Raw genomic sequence first — 22,202 nt, forward strand, 5'->3', positions numbered from 1 at the left:
TGCCTTCTAAAAATAATAGATTTGGAAATAAAATCTTTGCGTTTAAATTAATTTCTAAATAAAGAAAAACACAATCATCTGTGAAAATCTGTTCAATCAGTGGGAAAATAATTAAATTTGCAATTCATTAATTTTTATAAATAATTTAAACAAATGTCAAGAATTCTTACCGGCATACAAGCCACCGGAACACCACACCTTGGAAACTTGTTGGGTGCTATTATTCCTGCTATTGAGCTATCAAAACAGGAAGGAAATGAATCATTTTTATTCATCGCGAATCTCCATTCATTAACGCAGATCAAAGACGCGAAAGAATTGAAACAAAACACCTACGAAATAGCTGCGGCTTGGCTTGCTTGTGGACTAGATACCGAAAAAACATTCTTTTACAGACAGAGCGACATCCCTGAAACCTGTGAATTATCTTGGCATTTATCATGTTTTTTTCCTTATCAGAGATTAACGTTAGCGCATTCATTTAAAGATAAAGCAGACAGATTACAGGATGTAAATGCAGGCTTGTTTACTTACCCAATTTTGATGGCTGCCGATATTTTATTGTATGATGCAGAGATCGTACCTGTAGGAAAAGATCAGCTTCAACACTTGGAAATCGCCCGTGATGTAGCTTCGAGATTCAATAATCAGATGGGGGAAGTTTTTGTATTGCCTCAATCTGAACTTCAGCAAGATACAAAATATGTTCCTGGCGTTGACGGACACAAAATGTCTAAATCCAGAGGAAATATCATCAATATTTTCTTACCTGAAAAGGAATTGAAAAAGCAGGTAATGAGCATTGAATCTGATTCAAAATCATTGGAAGAACCAAAAGATCCGGAAACAGATAAAACATTTGCGATTTATCAGTTAGTTGCAACACCTGAGCAGACTGAAGAATTAAGATCTAAATATTTAGCAGGAAACTTTGGTTACGGGCACGCTAAAAAAGAACTCTTAGATTTGATTTTAGTAAGATTTGAGAAAGAAAGAGAGCTATTCTCTTACTACATGACTCATCTTGATGAATTGGAAACAAAACTGCAGGAAGGCGCTCAAAAAACGAGAGTAATTGCTACTGAAACCATTAAAAGAGTAAGAGAAAGTTTAGGAATTTAATTCAAACTTTTTAAAAATAAGAAAGCCTTTCACGTTGAAAGGCTTTTGTTTTGTAATTTTATCTTAATGAAAAATACTTGGTTAATAATTCTTCTCGCTTTAGTTTCATGCAAAAAAGAAGCTCTTTACATCAATGTAAAAGATGAATTAATTTATAAGAATAAAAATGATTTATTCTTAAAACATACCATAATTCTTATAAGCAGAAATCCAAAAGATTCGGGCAAGGTAAGTCGATTTTTCAATGGTGTTTTATATAAAGACAAAGTTCTTGCCTTAAAAGATTTCATTGATATAAAAACCTTTCATGAAGTTAAAAACAAATATAAAGACCGATTTATAGAAAGTGTATATGAAGATTCTAAGTATCAGTATATTTTTAGAGATCATCCCACTTCATCTCCTAATATTTTAATTCAAGAAAAATAAATTGCAATTACTTTTTCGAAAGAATAAAATAATGCATTCCCTCATCAAACTCATAAGAAATATTCCATTTCGGATATTGTTTTATAATAGTCTTAATGATAGACAATCCCAACCCTGTAGATCCGTGATCTGAACCCTGTTTATAAAAACGATTAAAGATCTGAGATTTATCCAAAGGAATTCCTGAGCCCGTATTCTGAAATATCAGTCTTTCTTTTTCAGTGATAATATTGATAATTCCGTTTTGATTATTATATTTAACGGCATTTTTAAGCAAATTAGACAAAAGAATATTGGCAAGATCAGCATCAAAAGCCACTTCAAAAATTTCTTTTTCAACAACATGGAGATCGATCTTTTTATAGTCAATAAAATCTTCATAGCTTTTCACCAAATCGTTGATCAATGCATTAAAATTGACATTGGATATTTTATTAAACTGATTATTTTCAATCTTAGAAAGCATTAATAAAGATTTATTCAATCCTGCCATTCTTCTGAGATCGTTTTTAACATCATTCAAAAAGTTGAGGTTTTTCTTATCCAGTTCACCATTCTGAATGGAGAGATCAATTTTATTGATTACAATTGCCAATGGAGTCTGCAATTCATGAGAGGCATTTTCTATAAACTGTTTTTGCTGATGAAAAACAAGCTCATTACGCTCGATCATCTCATTAATTTCAACATTTAACTCCTCAAATTCTTTTATGGAATAATTTTGAGGTTCATTAAAAGAAGAAACACCAAACTGATATTTTTTAAGCTTATCTAAAATTAAGTAAAACGGCCGCATAGCTTTATGAAGCAAAAATCCGTTAACGGCAACAATACTCACCACCAATAATAGATACAAAACAATCAATGCCGTTGTAAGGTCGTATACCAACTCATCTTCCTCTACAGTAGACGTTCTGACAGTCAATTGCTGATGTTTTCCAAATTGGTCTGTAAAATCAGTTGTAAGTACCCTGTACGGTTGTTCTTCATCATCATATTCCATATAATACATTTTATTATACAGACTGTTCTTATCTTTATATTCTGAAGCCGAAATAGGATTTATCTTAAATTCATTAAAGCCAAATTCATTATTATGCAACAAATTTTCGTCAACATATGCAGCTTTAATGATCTGTATTTTTCTGTTTTTTAAGCCATCATCTACATTATCGTACACTTCATCTAAAATATAGGCGTAAAACAGTGCAGCCCAAACAGCAATGATCAATAATAATATCGTGATGAGGTACTTTATTGTATAATATTTTAGAGAGACTTTCATTAAATAAATTTATAGCCAATCCCGTAAACAGCCTGAAAATCAGCTTTTGAATTGAGTGTTTTTAATTTTTTGCGAAGGTTTTTTATTTGTGAATAAATAAAATCCAAACTGTCTGCCTGATCGATATAATCTCCCCAAATTGCTTCTGCAAGCATTGTTTTTTGCAACGTTTTTTCAGGATTTACAACAAAATAATAGAGAAGATCATATTCTTTACGATTAAGGATCAATTCGTTATCATCGATTTTCACAATTCTGCTTTCCGGATCAATATAAATATTTTTATAGCTGATCGTATTTTCACCATCCTGATTTTTTCTTCTGATGACAGATTTAACTCTTGCCATCAATTCCGCCAAGTGGAAGGGTTTTGCGAGATAGTCGTCTGCTCCGATTTCCAACCCGTTCACTTTATCATCTACAGAATCTTTAGCAGATAAAATAATTACCGGATCTTTTTTGTGCATGTTCTTAATTTCTTTCAGAAGATCCATTCCGTTTCCGTCTGGCAGCATAATGTCCAAAAGAATACAGTCATACTCGTAAGAAATGATCTTTTCTAACCCTGATTGATAATCATCAGCACATTCTACGATAAAATGTTCTGCTTCGAGAAAACTTTGTACTACATTTCTTAATTCCGGTTCATCTTCTATAATTAAAATCTTCATATCTGCATTTTTTAATACATCTTAAGTTCAATCAAATATATAAAATTAAAACCTCCTGAAATGAGGAGGTTACTTTATAAATTTACAAGTTTGTCTTTACATGTCTTCCTTTTGCATCAAATATAATGCTCAATCCATTCATCAAATTGATCTTAAATGCATTGCATCTTTCCTCAATAGATACCACCCAACTTCCGGAGTGATTTCTTGTAATATAGCTTAGAATATTTTTTCTAACTGTTTTACCTCTCATTATGTTCCAATTTAGCATATCTTTAATTTTATTTGTTGGTGTATAATTTTCGTTATTAATCATCAATTCGTTTAAAATTTCCATTTCTATCAAATTCCAGATCTATTCCGTTAGAAAGTTCGGCTTTATAAGACCAGCTTTTTCTTTCTATTTTTATGATATGAGTATTGGGAAAACTCTTAGCAACATAGTTTCTTATCGTTGCAGGAATGAATCCGTAAGGTACTTTTTGATGCTCACCATCAACTTCTTTCCAGTTACCTTTGCTGTCGAAATCAACTTTCATTCCGTTGGTTAGACGAACTTTATATTCATCAACTCCGAAAATTTCGCTGTCTTCTATAACAGAACTTGTTGTAACACCTTTGAAATTAGCTGCAAGAAAATTCTTGGCCGTTTTTGGTAATTGGCTGGTGCTTATTGCTCTGTCTTGCCCGTAAACACATCCCGTTATTAAAATAAGGACTACAGCTAATATAACTGTGATTTTACTTCTTGTTTCCATAATTTTTTATTGTTTGTTAATTATTATGGAGCAAAGATCTATATCAAATTGGGAAAGAATTAGGAATGAATCACAAAAGCAGTTTTTATAAATACTCTTTGATCTGTAAAAGATGTGTAATTGATTTTAAACCCTCATCCTGTCTGTTCTCTTTATAAACATCAAAGAAAATAACATCAATACCAAAGTTTTGAGATCCTACAACGTCAGCGATCCAATCGTCACCAATTAAAATACTTTCTTCTTTTTGAGCATTTGCTAAGCCTAAAGAATATTCAAAAATTTCAGGATTCGGTTTTCTTACGCCTACAGAATCGGCGCTTGTAATGGTATGGAAATAATGAGCAATTCCCGATAGAATACATTTTCTTTCCGTCACTTCCTTAAAGCCGTTGGAGATAATATGGAGTGTATAATGTTTAGACTTTAAATATTCCAAAATATATTCCGCACCTTCTACCAACTCGTTATGATTAAGAATTTTATCTAAAAAATGCTCTTCAAAATATATGGAAAGTTCTTTATTCTCAATTCCAAAATGTTTGAAGGTATCATAAAAACGGTGTTCTCTCAAATATTCTTTTCCAATGAGTCCGTCTCTTATGTCTTCCCAAAGTTTTTCGTTGATATCGTGATAAACAGCGTGAAATTCTTCAAAATCAATATTGTATTTTAAAGTTATTTCCTGGGCTTCAAAAAGTGTTTTGATGGTAAGATAGGCGTTCTTGCGGTGATCCCAAAGTGTATTGTCGAGATCAAAAAAAATGTGCTGAATTTTCATACAGCACAAAATTAATACTTTTAATTTTTAGAGATCGGATAATTCTTACTCTTGGTTTTAACTACATCAATATTTTTAGAAAAATTGAGCAAAAAGTCGATAATTTCTTTCTTAGGTTTCAAAGCTTTCACTTTTAAGGAATCATTTTTTCTCATAGGCGATAAATGTTTTTCCTTAAAACGAGAATATCTGAGAATTATTATCTCGTCAGGATGATATTATTCTCATCCATGATTTTTCTCAGGTTTATTAACGCATAACGCACTCTTCCCAACGTGGTATTGATACTCATATCGGTGTGATCTGCGATCTCTTTGAAGCTTAGTCCGTCGAAAAATCTTAATTTAATTACCTCCTGTTGGTTTTGAGGCAGAAACTGCAACATTCTCAATAAGTCTTCCTGAATTTGATTGGTAACCAATTGATCTTCAATATTCTCAGAAGGTTCTCTGATAAGATCAAAAATAGAATATTCGTCGGTCTCAAAAGTAGTTTCCGAAACTTTGATGTTCTTAGATTTTAGTCTGAAATGATCTATAATAAGATTGTAGGCAATTCTTTTTGCCCAAAGGATGAATTTTCCTTCTTCGTTGTAACGGCCTTCCTTCAGCATTAAGATGATTTTCATGAACGTATCCTGAAAAACATCATTAGCCAAGTCCTCATCATTAATTTTGTAAAAAATGAATGTAAAAAGCTCTCTTTGGTGACGGTGAATAAGCGTAGATAATGCCGATTCGTCTCCTTCCTGGTAAAGGGAAATTAATAAACTATCCGATTTTGATTTCATAACTCTTCTCAATAATAAAAAAATTTGTAGACAAACTTTCTTCCAGATAATTAATCTGGTTTTAGCTGTAAATACAAAACAGTTTTCTAGAGTAAAGTAGAATCAATAGGCGGTACAATTTTTCTTGATGTAAATATAATAATTTTTTAATAACTGTTAAGCTATTATTAAATTTTTACAAGAAAAATATAAAAAAAAATCACTTAAACATATCATGAATGAACACAGTAGGGATATTTAGTGTAAAATTAACATTCAGACCTTTCATTTCTTTGCCGTTTAAATTGCCAATTGGGAAGGCATAACCTCCGGTAAGATCCAAAATTCCGAAAAGAGTGACTCCAATTTTCGGTGCAACGTACTTATTTGTTCCTTCCGCTCCGATTAAAAAATAATAAGAATGATAGAAATCTACATCTTTTTGAAAATTTAATAAAACATCAGCCTGCAATTTCGGCATTATGGCAAATTCAGAATGAGTAGATCCCATTAATGCAGAAGCTCCCAACCTGTAAATAACATCATCATTTTTCAGGAAAAGCAATTTCCCGCCCAGTTCTCCAAAGCTTTGATTTTGATAGGTATATCCAACGCTGATCATCTTATGCATCGTATATTGGGCTTTCATAAACGTACTTAGGAAAAATATAGACAGAATGGTAATTGCAAATCGAAAATTCATCATCTTTAAATTATTTAAGCGTAAAATTAAAAAAAACTGCCTTACCTGAAAGATAAAGCAGTCATTTATTATGTTAGAGAAAAAATTAAATCCCGAAAGAAGCTTTAATTTCGTCTACTTTGTCAAGTTTTTCCCAGGTAAAGAATTCCAGCCCTGTAAGCGTTAATTCGTTCTTGTGACCTTTATTGAAAGTTTTATCAGCTACATAATGCTCTCTTCCCATGTGACCGTAAGAAGCTGTATCCTGATAAATTGGATTTCTTAATTTTAAGTTTTGCTCGATTGCATAAGGTCTAAGATCGAAAATTGTAGACACTTTTTTAGCAATTTCACCGTCGTGAAGATCAACTTTTGAAGTTCCGTAAGTGTTGATATATAAACCGCAAGGTTCAGCAACACCAATTGCATAAGAAACCTGTACCAAAACTTCATCAGCAACACCTGCAGCTACTAAGTTTTTAGCAATGTGTCTTGTAGCATAAGCAGCACTTCTGTCTACTTTTGAAGGATCTTTTCCAGAGAATGCACCACCACCGTGAGCACCTTTTCCACCGTAGGTATCAACGATAATCTTTCTTCCTGTAAGACCTGTATCACCGTGAGGGCCTCCGATTACGAATTTCCCTGTCGGGTTGATGTGATATTTGATCTGATCATTAAATAATGCCTTAATTTCCTCAGTTTGTAAAGCTACAACTCTGGGAATTAAAATATTTTTGATGTCTTCACGAATTTTGTTCAGCATTTCTTCTTCAGCAGCAAAATCATCGTGCTGAGTAGAAACTACGATAGAATCAATTCTTACCGGTTTATGATCATCAGAATATTCGATGGTAACCTGGCTTTTTGCATCAGGACGAAGATATTTAATCTCAGAATCTTCTCTTCTGATCGCAGAAAGTTCTTTAAGAATAGTGTGTGCAAGATCTAAAGCCAAAGGCATATAGTTTGCCGTTTCGTTCGTTGCATAACCAAACATCATCCCTTGGTCACCTGCACCCTGGGCGTTTGCTTTAGCTTCGAAAGATTCGTCATTTACAGCTCTGTCAACACCTTGGTTGATATCCGGAGACTGCTCGTGAATCGCAGAAATAACTCCACAAGAATCACCATTAAACATGTATTCTCCTTTTGTATATCCGATTCCGTTGATAACTTCTCTTGCAATAGTCTGTACATCTAAATAAGCATCAGACTTCACCTCACCTGCCAAAACTACCTGTCCTGTTGTAACAAGAGTTTCACAAGCTACTTTCGAGCTTTTATCGTATGCTAAAAAATGATCGATTAATGCATCAGAGATCTGATCGGCAATTTTATCTGGATGCCCTTCTGAAACTGATTCAGATGTAAATAAATAAGACATATTATTCTATTTGTTTTTTTAGATTAAAAATATACGAAGAAAAATATGAATAAATTGCCAGAAAAGCTCAAAATAGAAATACTGTTTTAGCTTTTTTTTATAGAGGTTGCAATCAGGTCAAATTTTTCCTCGTTCGTAAACAGTGCAAATTTAAGTACTATTTTTTTAATACTCAAAACTTTTGTTTACTAATTATAATTTTCTTTAAATTAATGATTTATCAATCTTTAAGAAAAATAAACTATTGTGGTTTTATACTTACGAATTCTTTTGGACTTTCGTTGTAGTTTAATTTTTCCTTTAATGATAATCGGATAGAATTCGATAATTCATCAATAATTTTTTGTTTGAAAGTAGGCTTATAATAAATAATACTTATCTCTCTGAAAGGGAAAGGCTTTTTAAATCTAAACACATTTCCTTTTTGTTCTTCAGAAAGCTGACTTAAAGCTAATTCAGGCAAAATACTGATTCCTCCCACTTTATCCACCATATGCACCAAAGTCTGAATATTAGAAGCCAAGAAATCTAAATTCTTAGGTTTCAAAGTATTCTCTTTTAAATGACAGATATTTTCAAATTGGTTTCTTAAACAGTTTCCTTCCTCAAGCAACCAAACTTTTTCAACATTAAGATCTTCCGGAACAACGTAAGAATTTTTCTTATTAGCTTCAGTGTTTGAGCTGTAGATCATTAATTCTTCATTAAACAGGAAGTCCTGATAAAACTCGTCAGCGGTATCATAAGGTGTTGAAATAATTCCAGCGTCCAGTTCTCCGGCTTTTAAAGCTTTAATGATATTATCTGTCGTCATTTCTTTTACATTCATCTGAATTTTCGGGTTCTCTTCCAGGAATGCAAAAATTTCAGTTGGTAAAATGAATGAAGAAACAGTAGGAATAATACCTAGATTAATTGTTCCTCCTAAAATATTATTTAAAAGGTTCGCTTTATTCTTTAATTCATTGACAGATTCTATAATCACCTTCGCCTGATCAATAATCTGTAACCCGACATCCGTTGTACGAATCGGGTGTGTCGTTCTGTCGAAAACCTTTACATCCAGCTCATCTTCAAATTTCTGTATCATTGCACTCAATGTAGGCTGTGTAATGAAGCAGGCTTGAGCTGCTTTACCAAAGTGTTTATACTTATCTACGGCGATAAGATATTCCAATTGCTGAATGTTCATCTGATTAATATTATCTATTACAAAGATATGATGTTTTTGTTATTAGCAATCAAAATTTCAAGTAATTTTGATAATTACTACCTTTACATATTGGTATATAAATAGTAAATCAATCATTCAAATCATAACTATATGGATTCTAAAAAATTAACATTAAGTAGCGGTGCCCCATATTATGAGCATCAGGATTCCCAAACTGTTGGTCCAAGAGGTCCAGTATTGTTACAGGATTTTATACTTCAGGAAAACCTTGCTCATTTTGTAAGAGAAAGAATTCCTGAAAGAATTGTTCATGCAAAAGGTACAGGAGCTTATGGAAAACTGACCATAACACACGATATTAGTAAATATACGAAAGCGAAATTATTCTCAAAGGTTGGGAATTCGTGCAAAATGTTTGCCCGCTTCTCTACTGTAGGCGGCGAAAAAGGAAGCGCAGATACGGCAAGAGACCCAAGAGGATTTGCTTTAAAATTTTACACAGAAGACGGAAATTGGGATTTAGTTGGAAACAACACGCCTGTATTCTTTATTAAGGATGCTAAAAAGTTCCCGGATTTCATTCATACTCAAAAAAGAGTTCCAAAAACAAACTTAAAAAGCGCCACCATGATGTGGGACTTCTGGAGCTTAAATCCGGAATCGCTTCACCAGGTTTTAATATTAATGTCAGACAGAGGAACTCCTCACGGATTCAGACATATGCACGGTTTCGGATCTCACACTTTTTCAATGATCAATGCCAACAACGAAAGAGTTTGGGTGAAATTCCATTTTAAAACAAAACAGGGCGTTAAAAACTTCACGAATGAAGATGCCGTAAAAATGGCAGGAGAAAATCCGGATTTTGCACAGGAAGATCTTTGCAACGCGATCGATAACGGAGATTTCCCGAAATGGACAATGTACATCCAGGTAATGACAGAAGATCAGGCAAGAGATTTCAGATGGAATCCTTTTGATATTACTAAAGTCTGGTTTCAGGGAGATTTTCCATTAATTGAAGTCGGAGAAATGGAATTGAATGAAATTCCTGTTAATTATTTCGCTCACGTAGAACAATCTACTTTCTCACCAAGCAATTTGATTGATGGAATAAGCTTTTCTCCGGACAAAATGCTTCAGGGAAGATTATTTTCTTATCCCGATGCTCACAGATACAGAGTTGGAGTAAATGCTCACCAGCTAGAAGTAAACCGTTGTCCGTTTGCTGTTAATAATTATCAGAGAGATGGTTTTATGGCGGATTCAAGCCTGTATCAGGACAAACCCAATTATCACCCTAACAGTTTTGATGATATTACGGCAGATTCAGCCTATAAAAACTTCGAATATGAACTAGACAACAATCACGTTGCCAGCTATAACCGAAACGAAAATGATGATGATCATTACACTCAGCCAGGCTTATTATATACAAAAGCAATGAATTCGGAAGACAGAGAAAATCTGGTTCACAACATTGTTGAAAGTATGAAAGGAATTGATGGCCCCAAGAGAGATGAAATTATAAACAGACAACTGTGTCATTTTTTTAGAGCAAACATAGAACTTGGCATGAAAGTGGCTTCGCAACTACATGTTAACATTGATGCAAATATGATGAATCATTCCAAATAAGCATATTTGAATAATAATTTCAATTAAAAGGAAAAAAAGTTAAGATTTTTTCCTTTTTTTTGTAAAAAATTTATAATTTGCACAGAATAATATTTTAAAGTGGAAAATGAGTTACGAAAATATATTATTAAATAAAGAAGATAAGTTATCAATAATCACAATAAACAGACCTGAAAGTCTAAATGCTTTAAATGCAAAGACAATTCAGGAAATAAGTTCAGCATTAGAAGAATTGAACTCTGACAGCACTTGCAGGGTGATCATTCTTACCGGAAGCGGAGAAAAATCTTTCGTTGCCGGAGCTGATATTAAAGAATTTAGTGATTTTGGACAAGAAAAAGCGGAAGAACTAGCCCGAAACGGACAAAACTTCCTTTTTAATAAAATAGAAAACCTATCCAAACCTGTAATTGCCGCAGTAAACGGTTTTGCATTAGGAGGAGGTTTAGAGCTTGCCATGGCATGCCACATCAGATACGCATCGGAAAATGCAAAATTGGGGCTTCCGGAAGTTACCTTAGGATTAATTCCTGGGTACGGAGGAACTCAAAGGCTGCCGAAGCTTGTAGGAAAAGGCCTTGCCAACGAAATGATCTTCTCTGCCAAAATGATCCCAGCTCAAAGAGCCAAAGAGATCGGATTGGTTAATGAAGTATACCCTATCGAAGATTTATTAACAAAAACTAAAGAACTAGCAACCGTTATTGCCCGCAACTCACCGATGGCAATATCAAAGGCAATAAATGCCGTGAATTTATCTGATACGGAGAAAGGTTTTGAAACTGAAATCAAGTATTTCGGAGAACTTTTTGAACTTAATGATAAAAAAGAAGGAGTTTCTGCTTTTATTGAAAAAAGAAAGCCTAACTTCTAAGAAAATTAATCCAATTATTTCGAAAAAAAACAATGACGCTGCATGAATAAGTTTGATAAAGCTTATCTAAAAATGGCCCTCGAATGGGCAAAACTTTCCTACTGCAAACGAAAACAAGTAGGAGCTCTTATCGTAAAAGATAGGATGATTATTTCAGATGGTTACAACGGCACTCCTTCGGGATTTGAAAACTGCTGTGAAGATGACGACGGAAAAACACACTGGTATGTACTGCACGCAGAAGCTAACGCAATATTGAAGTTAGCCTCTTCTACACAATCTGCAAAAGGAGCAACGTTATATTTAACGTTATCACCATGCAAAGAATGTAGCAAGCTCATTCTGCAGGCAGGAATTTCCAGACTAGTGTATATCAATGAATATTCGGACGATGATGGGATATCGTTCCTGAGGAACCATAATATTGAAATAGAACAAATATCGGATTGTGAACTAAAAAAATAAGCACAAACAATGACTTGGGATGAAAAAATTAAGGATTTTGAAATATTTCTTCGATTCGAAAGAAATTTTTCAGAAAACACTCTCGACGCATACGTACGAGACATTAAGAAATTAAAAGAATACGCAGTAGAGGATCTGGAAAACATCGGTCCGGGTTCTATAGGGTATGATAACCTGCAAGAGTACATCTTCAACCTTTCCAAACAAAAATTCAGCGAAAGATCACAGGCAAGATGGATTTCTTCTATAAAAGCTTTCTTCAAATTTTTACTTGAAGATGAGTTTCGTGAAGACAATCCCGCATCTTTGCTTGAGGGTCCCAAGTTGGGATTATATCTGCCGGACACATTAAGCCTTCCTGATATCAATAAGATTATCAACGCAATAGAAGTGTCTTCAGATCTTGGAAAGAGAAACCTGTGTATCATTGAGGTACTTTACGGATGTGGGCTCCGCGTTTCGGAACTTATTGATCTTAAAATTTCAAACATCAACTTCGTAGAAAATTACATCAAAGTAAACGGAAAGGGTAATAAAACCCGTTTCGTACCATTGGCTGATTTTACTGCAGATCTGTTGAAAAGCTATATCGAAGACACTCGTTCGAAAAGCAAGATTAATAAGAAGTACGAAGATTCACTATTTCTGAACAGCAGAGGCACATCTATGTCCAGAGTAATAGTATTCTTAATCATAAAAGAGCTTACAGATAAAGCAGGTGTAAGCAAAAAAATATCTCCACACACGTTCAGACATTCTTTTGCAACGCATTTATTACAAAATGGTGCAGATCTACGTTATATACAGGAAATGCTCGGTCATTCCAGTATTACAACAACGGAAATCTATACCCATTTGAAAACAGAAGAACTTCGCGATGTGATATTAAATTATCACCCGAGAAATATTAATATTGCTCAATGAAAATATTGAAATATTGCCCAAGCTGTGGCAAAGAATCTCTACATTGGGATGGCGAAAAAAAATGGAGCTGCCCCAATTGTAATTTCAATCTTTACAACAATGTTGCCGGTGCAGTAGCAGTGGTCATAAGATGTGGAGATGAGATTTATCTTACCAGAAGAAATCAGGAGCCCAAAAAGGGAAAACTTGATCTGGCAGGAGGTTTTGTAGATCCGAAAGAAAGCGCAGAAGAAACCTGCAAAAGAGAGCTTTTTGAGGAACTTCAGCTTGATATCAATATTTCAAACTTAAAGTATTTAACGAGTCTTCCAAACGTTTATCAATACAAGGAAATTGATTATAATACGATCGATTTGTTTTATGAATACAATGTTTCGGAGAAATTTGAAGTGAATATTGCGTTGTCTGAGATCTCAGAAACACAATGGATTCGTTTAAATGAAATCAATCTCGATGATATCGCTTTTGATTCTCAGAAAATATTTTTTGAAAGGTATTTAAAGAATATTTAATTCTTTAAAATATATCATCTCTCGCAGATTTTATGAATTAATGATAAAATAATTATCAGCTAAATTTGTAAAATCTGCGAGAGTTTTTTTTGCATTAAATTAATATGTTTTGTTTTTGAGCATTTCCTCAAAGTAAGAACCAATAAGCTTTCGTTCAGCATCAGAAAGATTGGCTTCTTTATGATAAGGAATATATCCCGGCATAGGCATCATTCTGTTCTGAACGCTTTCTGCGGCTCTGCTTAGCATATTTTCTTTCAGTTCTTTGTTATACGTTCCCCAAATTGAAAAATTAAGACGTTCTCTTCCTTCATTTACATGGCTTTTTAGAGACCATGAAATCGGAGCAATAAAAGCGTATTTAGGATAAACCGTTTCATTGGAATGGCAGTCATAACAGGCGCCTTTTATCAAGTCTCTTATCTTTTGCGGAGTCTTTTTAACATCCACAAAATTCACCGCATGATTCACAGGTCTGTTAACTCTATCGATCGGAATAAACTGAATGATCGCAAAGCCCACCAAACTCCAAAACACAATTTTCTTAAAAGTCTTCATAATTTTCTTACTTCACAGGAGTTAAAACAGCACCTCCTGATTTCAACTCACGGTTATTTGCATCTTGTTTTACAGGTTTTTCCTGCGCATTAGGAAAAGGTGTTGCTGTTTTAGGAGCAGAGATCTTAGGACTGTCCAACGTTCTTGCATCTTTTAAATCCCACGTTTCATTGGTTTCCCACAACGGTCTTATGACAGCGAGTTTGTAAAACACATAGGAATCTTCAGCAAAGACCTCTTTTAAGAAATCAGATTCATCCCAATATTTATTTTCGTTATTATCAACCAATATTCGGACGATGTATTCGGCAGGTTTTAAGATGTCGAATTTAACTTCATTTCCTTTTGTATATTTCTGATAAACAATTTTTTCTGATGCATCTAATAGCTGAACCCAATAGCTTGTAGCCGGTGCATTTTCAAGTTTTAATGTCAAATTACCGTAATTTTCAACCTTATCAGCTTCAAAATCGAAACGTTTTGAATCAGAATTTTTAGCATAAAAAGAAGAAACCGTTGTCTTTGGAACTGTTAATTGATATTTTTTACCTGCAATAAAGTCTGATTTAACTAAAATCTGATACGGATTGGTTTCAGAAATCTTAGCCGTAAACTCCTGAGTAGTTAAACTGTCGCTTTTCAGTACCCATTTTTCAGGATTTATTTTATCGATAATATAATTTGAAGTGATCCTGAAATCCGTTTTTGGAGGTAACAAACCACCATCATTATTATAAATTTGCATTTCACTTTTAGCATTCTGCTTATAAAAAACGGACACTGTATCTTTTTTATTATCAACATCATAGCTGAATTTTAAATTTTCAGTTGTCCCTTGCCCAACGTTTTGTTTAAGAGCGTCAAACCAGATATTGATAGAATCTGATTTTGGTCGATGAGTAACTTTTATGTCCTGAAGCTTGTCATTTATTGAAAGAACTTTCACATCAGTAGGATTCCCTTCGAATGTCATTAAAATTCCGCCCGGAACTTCTTTCATTTCACCATATTTTAGGGCTTTTTTAGACGGATATATTTTTAAATTTAATCCTGAAACAGATTTTTCAACATCCACAGGTTCTTTCAGGAAACCAACTTTTTCTTTTCCGGGATCATACATTGAGTTTCCGTTTTCATCTTCAAAAGCAATGATCTTATATTTGCCCGGAGACAGGTAATTCAGTTCATAATAACCGTCTGTATCAACTTTAGTGATGTAATAAGGTTTTTGCTTATAATTAATGGTATCTTTTGCCTGATACAACCCTACAACAAGTTTATTATCCGCACTTTCAGATTGTTTTTTTATCGCTAAGGGATCTTTAACCTCACCACTTATATATAAATCATCCAGCTTTTCTCCTGTGGAAAATGCAAAATTGAAATAACGAAGAACATTGGCTTCATTATTATCAACAATAGAATTTCCAAAATTGAAATTATAGGTCGTATTGGCCTGCAAAGTATCCGTCCATTGGATTAAAATATATTTATTGGCGATATTTGAAGGCAAAATACGCTTGATATTTTTAATTGGCGGAGAAATAATCAGGTTTTTATTGATGTCTTTCAGTGTAATATATTCATCAAAATCAAGACGCAGTTCACGAATATCTCTTGAAACATTAATCCTCGTTGTATCAATATTTGAGCTTAAAAATTTTGGTGCCAAAGAATCTTTAGGTCCACCAACCGGAGAACCTACTCTTGCACACGATTGCAAAAGAAAACCAATAATAAATAAGAGAAGAAGTCTTTTCATGAATATGTTTAAGCAAAAGTAAACATTATTCTGTAACATCCTGCCCGCCATTTAAAGAATCTTTATTGTCATTCATCACACTGTGCAGCTTATCTTTCTGCACCGGAAAATCTTCAAATAACCCGGATAAAGCAAGCGCTGTATAGACTTTGGTTGAATATTTGTTCCCGATTGCCACAATGGTTACTTTTGATTTTAATAAGTGGGCGAAAACAGAATTTGTTCCGTGCCACCATCCGTTATGGTAAGTCAATTTTTCTCCGTTATCAAAAATTTTCATTCTAAATCCTAAACCGTAATTGTTCATTCCCGCCTTTTCATTGCTGTAAGGAGAGAAAACCATTTCCATCAACTCCGGTTTTAAGAAATCTTTTGAGAACATTGCTTTTGAGAAATTATAAAGATCTCTTGGCGTTGTATAAACGTTTTTATCGCCATAAATAAGGTCTAATCTATCTAAAGGATATAACTTACCTCCATAATAGAAAGACTGTGAAGCTGTAGGAATATCTTTTTCCTGGAAAATGTAAGTGTTTTTCATTTTCAAAGGATCAAAAACCATTTCCTTCATTGCCTGTGGAAAAGGAGTTTTGGTTACTTTCTCGATTAGCAAAGCCAACAATGCAAAATTGGTATTGCAGTACATGAAACCTGTGTCGGTATCTCTTGCCAGTTCAGGTTTGTATTTAATGATCATATTTAATACATCCTGATTGGTAATGTAAGGTTTTGCAAGTTCAGGTGATGCTGGTGGGATTTTAGCAATAAAATATTCATACTTTGGAAGACCGCTTCTTTGATCCAATAAAGTCTGAACCGTCACATTTGGGTAAGGAAATCCCGGGAAAAACTGGGTCAAATGATCCGTAAATTTTATTTTTCCGGCTTCGATTAATTTCATCATCGCCATCGCCGTTAATGTTTTTGAAACTGAAGCAACATGCAAAGGTGTATTTTTATCGATCGGCATTTGGTTGCCTTCTCTTCCAAAACCTCTGTAATTTTCATATAAAATATCGTCACCTTTTGCTACTAATATTCCGCCACTAAGGTCGCTACCTTCCCAAATCTTTTTGTAATACTGATCTATATAACGAACAAGAGAGGCTTTGTCAGAAAGCTGTCCGTCACCTTTTGTGAAAACATTACTAAGATCTACGCTTCCATAATTGGGGAGATCGGTGGTATTTTCAGTTACATATTCTTTAGAGTCGGATTTTTTTTTACAGGAAAAAACAAGTAAAAAAACAGCTAAAATAAGTACAAAGTTACGCTTCTTCATGAGTTTCGAAAATGAGCGGCAATTTAATAAAACTCAAAATAAATATGGAATTCTTGCTGTAAATTATGAATTATTTAACATAAACTAGAGCGAAATCTTGAAATTGTAAAATGACAACTTTCTTTTGAGATGCTTCGACTTCGCTCAGCATGACATTTCTAATACTAACCGTTTACTTTTAACAGAATAGTTGTAGCGATGTCATGCTGAGCGAAGTCGAAGTATTTAAACGAGATTTATTTAAGTAAACTGAGCAACAATTTTATCAACGATAACCTGCGCCAGCTTTTCTTTGCTTTGATGCGTCCAGCCTGCAATATGAGGCGTTACGATTACCTTCTCAGAGTTTAAAAGATATTTCAAATCTTCATTATCGACTTCTAAATTTTCGAAAGATGATTTTTCGTATTCCAAAACATCAAGACAAGCTCCTTTTACCTTTCCCGCCTTCAAAGCTTCAACTAAGCTTTTAGTTTCTATGTTTTTTCCTCTCGCTGTATTTACGAAATAGAAATCGTTTTTCATATCTGAAATGAATGGGCCGTCAATTAAATAATAAGACAAGTCCGTCAAAGGAATATGTAAACTTAAAACCTCCGCTTTTTCTTTTAATTCTTCCAAAGAAACCTGTGTCGCATATTCATCAGAAAGATCTGGTAAAATATCGTGGAAAATCACTTTACAGCCAAAACCGGAAAGTCTTTTTGCTGTAGCTTTGCCCATGTTTCCGTAGCCTATTAAACCAACCGTTTTTCCTAATAATTCGTCGCCACGATTTTCTTCACGCAACCAAATTCCGTTCTTCACTTCTTGGGATGCAATGAAAAGCCGGTTCATTAAGATCAACAACATTCCGACAACATGCTCGGCAACAGAATCTCTGTTTCCTTCGGGAGAATTTATTAACTGAATACCCAATTTTTCAGCAACAGGAATGTCAATATTTTCCATTCCTGCTCCTACTCTTGCAATGAACTTAAGATTTTTTCCTTTCTCTAAAAAATTTTTATCTAAAGGAATTCGGCTTCTGATAATGACTCCGTCGTAGCTTTCAATCTTAGCACAAACCTCATCATATGACGAAGAAAAATCTTCTTCCAAAATAAAGTTTTTTGCTAAAAGCTGATCGGTGATTAACGGGTGGTTTTTATCTAAAAGTAAAATTTTCATATTGTAAATATTTTATCCTAACGTAACGTTTGCGAAGATTTATTAAACCTTTTTACACTTTTATTTTTTTCCACTAATTTTTTTCCATAAAGTTTGTCATGCTGAAAGCATCTCAACAAAGTATTAGAAAATCACTAAAAAATTCGAGTCTAGATCCTTACAGGATGACAAGCTTTGTGTTTATTCATCCAAAGTTTAAATAAACGACTACAACCCTAGCCCCGATTGAAATGAAAATCCTTTTTTGCAAAAAAAGATTGCAATGGAAAGCGGGAAAAAGCTTCAAAAAAAACTTAATATATCCATTAACTGAAAAATGCTTTTAAGCTCGCAAAGGCGTTACACTCAGCAAAGATTAAAAGCAATTTATATCTTGTTTAAACTTAATTTATTATTTGTCAATTTCCGGCTCTTGTGGTTCCTGGAAAAGTTTCTTCAATTCCACAGATTCCAACGGCTTCATTCTTCCTGAAAGAATTAATGACAATTCTTTTCTACGGAAAGCGGCAGCAAATCTTTCTTTTTCCTCTTCACTTTCCGGAACCATTTCAGGAATCGGAATTGGACGATTGAACTCATCCACTGCAACAAAAGTGTAGATTCCTGCATTCGTATGCGTTTTTTTCTGACTGATAGGATCATCCAGCCAAACATCAACATAAACCTCCATAGAAGTAGAAAATGCTCTTGAAACTTTAGATTCTAAAATTACAATTCCACCTTCCGGAATCGGATGGTTGAAAGAAACGTGATTCACAGAAGCTGTAACCACTCTTCTTTCGCAATGTCTTGCTGCAGAGATCGATGCACAACGATCCATCTTTGCCAACAATTCACCTCCAAAAAGGTTTCTTAGAGAATTGGTTTCATTTGGAAGGACGATGTTCGTCATGATTGTCAGAGATTCTGACGCTTTTTTTATTTTTGCCATGTAGCCTTAGTCTTGTTTGGGGTTGTTGGAGTTTGAATACCTTTTTCAACAGGTTGTACAATTGAATCTTTTTTCAAGGTTTTCAAAGAATCCGCAATTTTCATCTTTGTAGAATCTACTTTTACGGTATCTTTTACATAGACAGACACTTTTGCATTAATTTTAATAGAATCCTTTTCCTGTTTAAAAGACCCGTTTCCAAAAAGGAGTTCCTGATTTGTGAAAGCCAGATAAGCGATTCCTACAATTGGGACAACAATCAGAAATATCCAAAGTAGCGATTTACTGAATTTGTAATCGTTTGCTGATTTCTCAGAAACAACTGCTTTATCTTTTGCTTTGATATCGGAAATTTTAATCTCTTCCAATCCGTAAAAATCTGGATGGCCGGATTCTATTCTTTTTCCTTTAAAATGAGTGTGTCCGTCTTCAATAGAGATCGTTCCGAGATTCTGAATTTCTAATGTCTGTTCTGCCTGAAGTTTTTTCTTCCAAAAATCAGTCTGGATCTTTAAGTCACTTTTTGATGCTTCAAAAGACATTTGCTTTTGGTCTGCAATAAAAGCGATCAATTCATCAGATTGAATCTCATGATCAGGACTAAAAGTGATCTGACTCGCAGGCGGAAGAATACTCCCGTTTTCGGAGTTGATAATTGCTTTAGAATTCTCTAAAGAAAATACGCCAAAGCTTGGAACTGTAACAGTACCAAATTGTTTCAGATATTCTAAAATGTAAGCTGAAATATTCATTTGATGGCAAATTTATAACTTTTCCCTGACTTTTCAGATGATTTATTCACAATAAAAAAGACTGCCGAAACAGTCTTTACAATCTAATATTACTCGTTTGAATATCATTATTGAATTATTGAAAACAATTATAATATATTTTTACATATTTACTATTGAATTTTCCAGCTTATTCCGAACATAAAATTAGTTCCTGCCTGAGAAAAATAGTACGGTTCGCCATCATAGACCGCTCCATTATTCACATATTTTTTATTGAAAATATTATTTACCAATAATTTCAGCGCCACATCATTGTTTGCTATTTTGAACTGATATTGAGCATTAAAATCCGTCAAAAGATAATCTTTCAACTTTAAATTTTTATCTTCCGTATTGTCTAAATATTGCTTTCCAACATATTGATTCATCAATGTAAACTGGAAGTTTTTATTTGGATTAAATTTTAACCCTAAATTAGCAATAACATCGGGAGAGAATGAGATTTGCGTATTCCCAAGATCTCTTACCAAGGTTTCATTTTCTATTTTAAAATCCTGATTTCTATTCTGGCTTAAGCTTATATTCCCCGAAATTTCCCATTGTTTGGAAAGTTTTGCCAAAGCTCCGATCTCAATACCTCTTCTGTAGCTTTCACCTGAATTTGTTCTGATAAAGGCTCCAACATTATTCAATTCGCCATTTAAAACCAATTGATTAACGTAATACATATAATATAAGTTGGCCGTCACAGATAAAATCCCGAATTGCTTTTCTAATCCGGCTTCAAAATCATGAAGTTTTTCAGCTTTCACATTATTATCGGCAGTTAAATCATCTCTGTTGGGTTCACGTTGAGCGTGCGCGTAAGACAAAAAGACCTTTCCGTTTCCGATTCTATAATTCACTCCGGCTTTTGGATTGAAGAACAGCCAGTTTTTGGTTAAATTTCCACCTTCGCCATCGCCATCTTTAAGAATTTTAATATCATAATCGATATTTCTAAGCTGTAAATCTCCGAAGAATTCAAAATTATTTACTTTAAACAAAGCCTTTGCAAAACCTGAAACTTCACTTTTCACAGAACGGTTTCTGTAATATTCGTAATTATCAATTTGTGGCAAAAATACGCCTGTTACATTTCCGAAATGTCTTCCGTAGTATTGATTGGCAACTGCTCCAAAATTTAGATCTAAATTTTCAAACTTTCCATAAAGTGTTGAAACAACACCGTAAAAATCATTATCCAACCATTTTTTCCTGATAAAATCTGAATATTCTTCACCATTAAAATCTGGTAAATTATATCTCGCAAAAGGATCTCCCTGTTTGTAATTTTCGTAATATCCTCTCCCTTTTGTGTAATGTAAAGTTGTTTCTAAATTCCAGTGATCATTAATTCCCTGTTCCCAAAGTAACTGATAATGGTTTTGTCTGTAATTATCTGTTTCGTTATCATAGAAACTTGTTATATTACCATCAGCATCATAGATCGCTCCGGAATAATTGAATTTAGGATCTGTTTCCCAGGTTTTTCTGTCGATTCCATTCCAAGCCTGATACGTTTTTTCTTTTCCTCCAAAAGCCATCAAACGAATCCTCGTTTTACCCTCTTCAAAAAGCGCCGTAAAATTGTATGAATGAAGATCGGACGAAGCCCTGTCGATATATCCGTCGGAATGAATATTCGTGTATCTTCCCATCACAGAAAGACGGTTTTTCCAGAATTTTCCTGAACCAACCTCAGCAGAATATTTGTACGTATTGAATGATCCGTAACTGTCATCTGTTTTAAAATAAAACTTCTCTTCAGGATTTTTAGAAATCACATTAATACTCGCTCCAAAAGCAGAAACTCCGTTATTGGAAGTCCCAACACCTCTTTGAATGACGATCTGTGAAGCCGAACTCGTTAAATCAGGAACGTTGACGAAAAATGTTCCCTGACTTTCAGAATCATTGAACGGAACACCATTCATCATGACATTAATCCCTCTTCCGGCAACACCACGAATTCTAAAACCCGTGTAGCCTACTCCATTTCCCGCATCGGAAGTCGAAATAATTGATGTTTGATTTTTAAGCAGCATCGGAAGATCCTGACCAAGATTTTTACTGTCTAAATCTTTCTGAACATTGATGATTTCCTTAGCAACGGGAAGTCTTTTGGTAAAGTTGATTGCTTCAATTTCCTTTATTTTTAAGGAATCTGTATTTTGCGCTTGTATAAAAGCAAAAGAGCCAACGGTAAGCCCTAAAAAAAATAATCCTTTCATTCTATAAATTTTTAAAATTTA

The 22,202-nt window shown here is 33.9% G+C and carries 24 protein-coding genes; 7 read left to right on the forward strand and 17 right to left on the reverse strand.

What is annotated here, in order from left to right:
* The first annotated feature begins 153 nt into the window (after positions 1–153).
* Positions 154–1,122 carry a tryptophan--tRNA ligase gene (gene trpS / locus BT156_RS15015; protein ID WP_072411249.1) on the forward strand — a complete coding sequence of 323 codons (969 nt, stop codon included), beginning with the start codon at positions 154–156 and terminating at the stop codon, positions 1,120–1,122.
* Between the two features lie 66 nt (positions 1,123–1,188).
* On the forward strand, positions 1,189–1,551 hold the full coding sequence (locus BT156_RS15020) for a hypothetical protein (protein ID WP_072411251.1): 363 nt from the start codon (positions 1,189–1,191) through the stop codon (positions 1,549–1,551).
* A gap of 7 nt (positions 1,552–1,558) precedes the next feature.
* Here BT156_RS15020 and BT156_RS15025 read toward each other — a convergent pair whose 3' ends face one another.
* From BT156_RS15025 to BT156_RS15065, 10 genes are all read right to left on the reverse strand, one after another.
* Positions 1,559–2,836, reverse strand: coding sequence for a sensor histidine kinase (locus BT156_RS15025; RefSeq protein WP_072411253.1), 1,278 nt, complete (start codon positions 2,834–2,836; stop codon positions 1,559–1,561).
* Complete coding sequence (locus BT156_RS15030; RefSeq protein WP_072411255.1) at positions 2,836–3,507, reverse strand: response regulator transcription factor; 672 nt, start codon at positions 3,505–3,507, stop codon at positions 2,836–2,838. Before BT156_RS15030 ends, BT156_RS15025 begins: the two co-directional genes overlap by 1 nt.
* 82 nt (positions 3,508–3,589) lie before the next feature.
* On the reverse strand, positions 3,590–3,778 hold the full coding sequence (locus tag BT156_RS15035) for a hypothetical protein (RefSeq protein WP_139255492.1): 189 nt from the start codon (positions 3,776–3,778) through the stop codon (positions 3,590–3,592).
* 37 nt (positions 3,779–3,815) lie between these two features.
* On the reverse strand, positions 3,816–4,265 hold the full coding sequence (locus BT156_RS15040; RefSeq protein WP_072411259.1) for a PepSY-like domain-containing protein: 450 nt from the start codon (positions 4,263–4,265) through the stop codon (positions 3,816–3,818).
* Positions 4,266–4,350: 85 nt separating this feature from the next.
* Entirely contained in the window at positions 4,351–5,046 is a 696-nt protein-coding gene (locus tag BT156_RS15045; protein WP_072411261.1) for a YjjG family noncanonical pyrimidine nucleotidase, read from the reverse strand.
* A gap of 20 nt (positions 5,047–5,066) precedes the next feature.
* On the reverse strand, positions 5,067–5,201 hold the full coding sequence (locus BT156_RS22495) for a hypothetical protein (protein WP_262484311.1): 135 nt from the start codon (positions 5,199–5,201) through the stop codon (positions 5,067–5,069).
* Between the two features lie 44 nt (positions 5,202–5,245).
* Positions 5,246–5,836 (reverse strand): RNA polymerase sigma factor, encoded by a 591-nt coding sequence (locus BT156_RS15050; RefSeq protein WP_066754491.1) that lies wholly within the window; start codon positions 5,834–5,836, stop codon positions 5,246–5,248.
* A 199-nt stretch (positions 5,837–6,035) separates the two neighbouring features.
* On the reverse strand, positions 6,036–6,521 hold the full coding sequence (locus tag BT156_RS15055; protein WP_083582364.1) for a hypothetical protein: 486 nt from the start codon (positions 6,519–6,521) through the stop codon (positions 6,036–6,038).
* 82 nt (positions 6,522–6,603) lie between these two features.
* A complete protein-coding gene (gene metK, locus BT156_RS15060) occupies positions 6,604–7,884 on the reverse strand; it encodes a methionine adenosyltransferase (RefSeq protein ID WP_072411263.1) in 1,281 nt (426 codons plus the stop codon).
* Between the two features lie 241 nt (positions 7,885–8,125).
* Positions 8,126–9,076 (reverse strand): LysR substrate-binding domain-containing protein, encoded by a 951-nt coding sequence (locus BT156_RS15065; RefSeq protein WP_072411265.1) that lies wholly within the window; start codon positions 9,074–9,076, stop codon positions 8,126–8,128.
* 132 nt (positions 9,077–9,208) lie between these two features.
* Between BT156_RS15065 and BT156_RS15070 the strand changes: the two genes are divergently transcribed.
* From BT156_RS15070 to BT156_RS15090, 5 genes are all read left to right on the forward strand, one after another.
* A complete protein-coding gene (locus tag BT156_RS15070; RefSeq protein WP_072411267.1) occupies positions 9,209–10,696 on the forward strand; it encodes a catalase in 1,488 nt (495 codons plus the stop codon).
* 106 nt (positions 10,697–10,802) lie between these two features.
* Positions 10,803–11,570: an enoyl-CoA hydratase/isomerase family protein gene (locus BT156_RS15075; RefSeq protein ID WP_072411269.1), complete on the forward strand. Its 768-nt coding sequence runs from the start codon at positions 10,803–10,805 to the stop codon at positions 11,568–11,570.
* Positions 11,571–11,612: 42 nt separating this feature from the next.
* Positions 11,613–12,035 carry a deoxycytidylate deaminase gene (locus BT156_RS15080; RefSeq protein WP_072411271.1) on the forward strand — a complete coding sequence of 141 codons (423 nt, stop codon included), beginning with the start codon at positions 11,613–11,615 and terminating at the stop codon, positions 12,033–12,035.
* Between the two features lie 9 nt (positions 12,036–12,044).
* Entirely contained in the window at positions 12,045–12,959 is a 915-nt protein-coding gene (xerA, locus tag BT156_RS15085; RefSeq protein ID WP_072411273.1) for a site-specific tyrosine recombinase/integron integrase, read from the forward strand.
* The gene (locus BT156_RS15090) at positions 12,956–13,471 is read left to right on the forward strand and encodes an NUDIX hydrolase (protein WP_072411275.1); all 516 of its coding nucleotides are present in this window, start codon (positions 12,956–12,958) and stop codon (positions 13,469–13,471) included. Before xerA ends, BT156_RS15090 begins: the two co-directional genes overlap by 4 nt.
* A gap of 99 nt (positions 13,472–13,570) precedes the next feature.
* Here BT156_RS15090 and BT156_RS15095 read toward each other — a convergent pair whose 3' ends face one another.
* The 7 genes from BT156_RS15095 to BT156_RS15125 all read right to left on the reverse strand — a co-directional run bounded on the left by BT156_RS15095 (position 13,571) and on the right by BT156_RS15125 (position 22,181).
* A complete protein-coding gene (locus tag BT156_RS15095; RefSeq protein WP_072411276.1) occupies positions 13,571–14,029 on the reverse strand; it encodes a heme-binding domain-containing protein in 459 nt (152 codons plus the stop codon).
* Between the two features lie 7 nt (positions 14,030–14,036).
* A complete protein-coding gene (locus tag BT156_RS15100) occupies positions 14,037–15,791 on the reverse strand; it encodes an Ig-like domain-containing domain (protein ID WP_072411277.1) in 1,755 nt (584 codons plus the stop codon).
* Between the two features lie 25 nt (positions 15,792–15,816).
* Positions 15,817–17,073, reverse strand: coding sequence for a serine hydrolase domain-containing protein (locus tag BT156_RS15105; protein WP_072411278.1), 1,257 nt, complete (start codon positions 17,071–17,073; stop codon positions 15,817–15,819).
* A gap of 240 nt (positions 17,074–17,313) precedes the next feature.
* Complete coding sequence (locus tag BT156_RS15110; RefSeq protein WP_072411279.1) at positions 17,314–18,243, reverse strand: 2-hydroxyacid dehydrogenase; 930 nt, start codon at positions 18,241–18,243, stop codon at positions 17,314–17,316.
* Positions 18,244–18,634: 391 nt separating this feature from the next.
* Positions 18,635–19,174: an acyl-CoA thioesterase gene (locus BT156_RS15115; protein WP_072411280.1), complete on the reverse strand. Its 540-nt coding sequence runs from the start codon at positions 19,172–19,174 to the stop codon at positions 18,635–18,637.
* On the reverse strand, positions 19,162–19,926 hold the full coding sequence (locus tag BT156_RS15120) for an HU domain-containing protein (RefSeq protein WP_072411281.1): 765 nt from the start codon (positions 19,924–19,926) through the stop codon (positions 19,162–19,164). The genes BT156_RS15115 and BT156_RS15120 overlap by 13 nt, the downstream gene beginning before the upstream one ends.
* Positions 19,927–20,078: 152 nt before the next feature.
* Entirely contained in the window at positions 20,079–22,181 is a 2,103-nt protein-coding gene (locus BT156_RS15125; RefSeq protein ID WP_072411282.1) for a TonB-dependent receptor, read from the reverse strand.
* Positions 22,182–22,202: the final 21 nt, after the last annotated feature.

Origin of the sequence: Chryseobacterium limigenitum (genome assembly GCF_900114875.1) — a bacterium.
GTDB lineage: Bacteria > Bacteroidota > Bacteroidia > Flavobacteriales > Weeksellaceae > Chryseobacterium > Chryseobacterium limigenitum.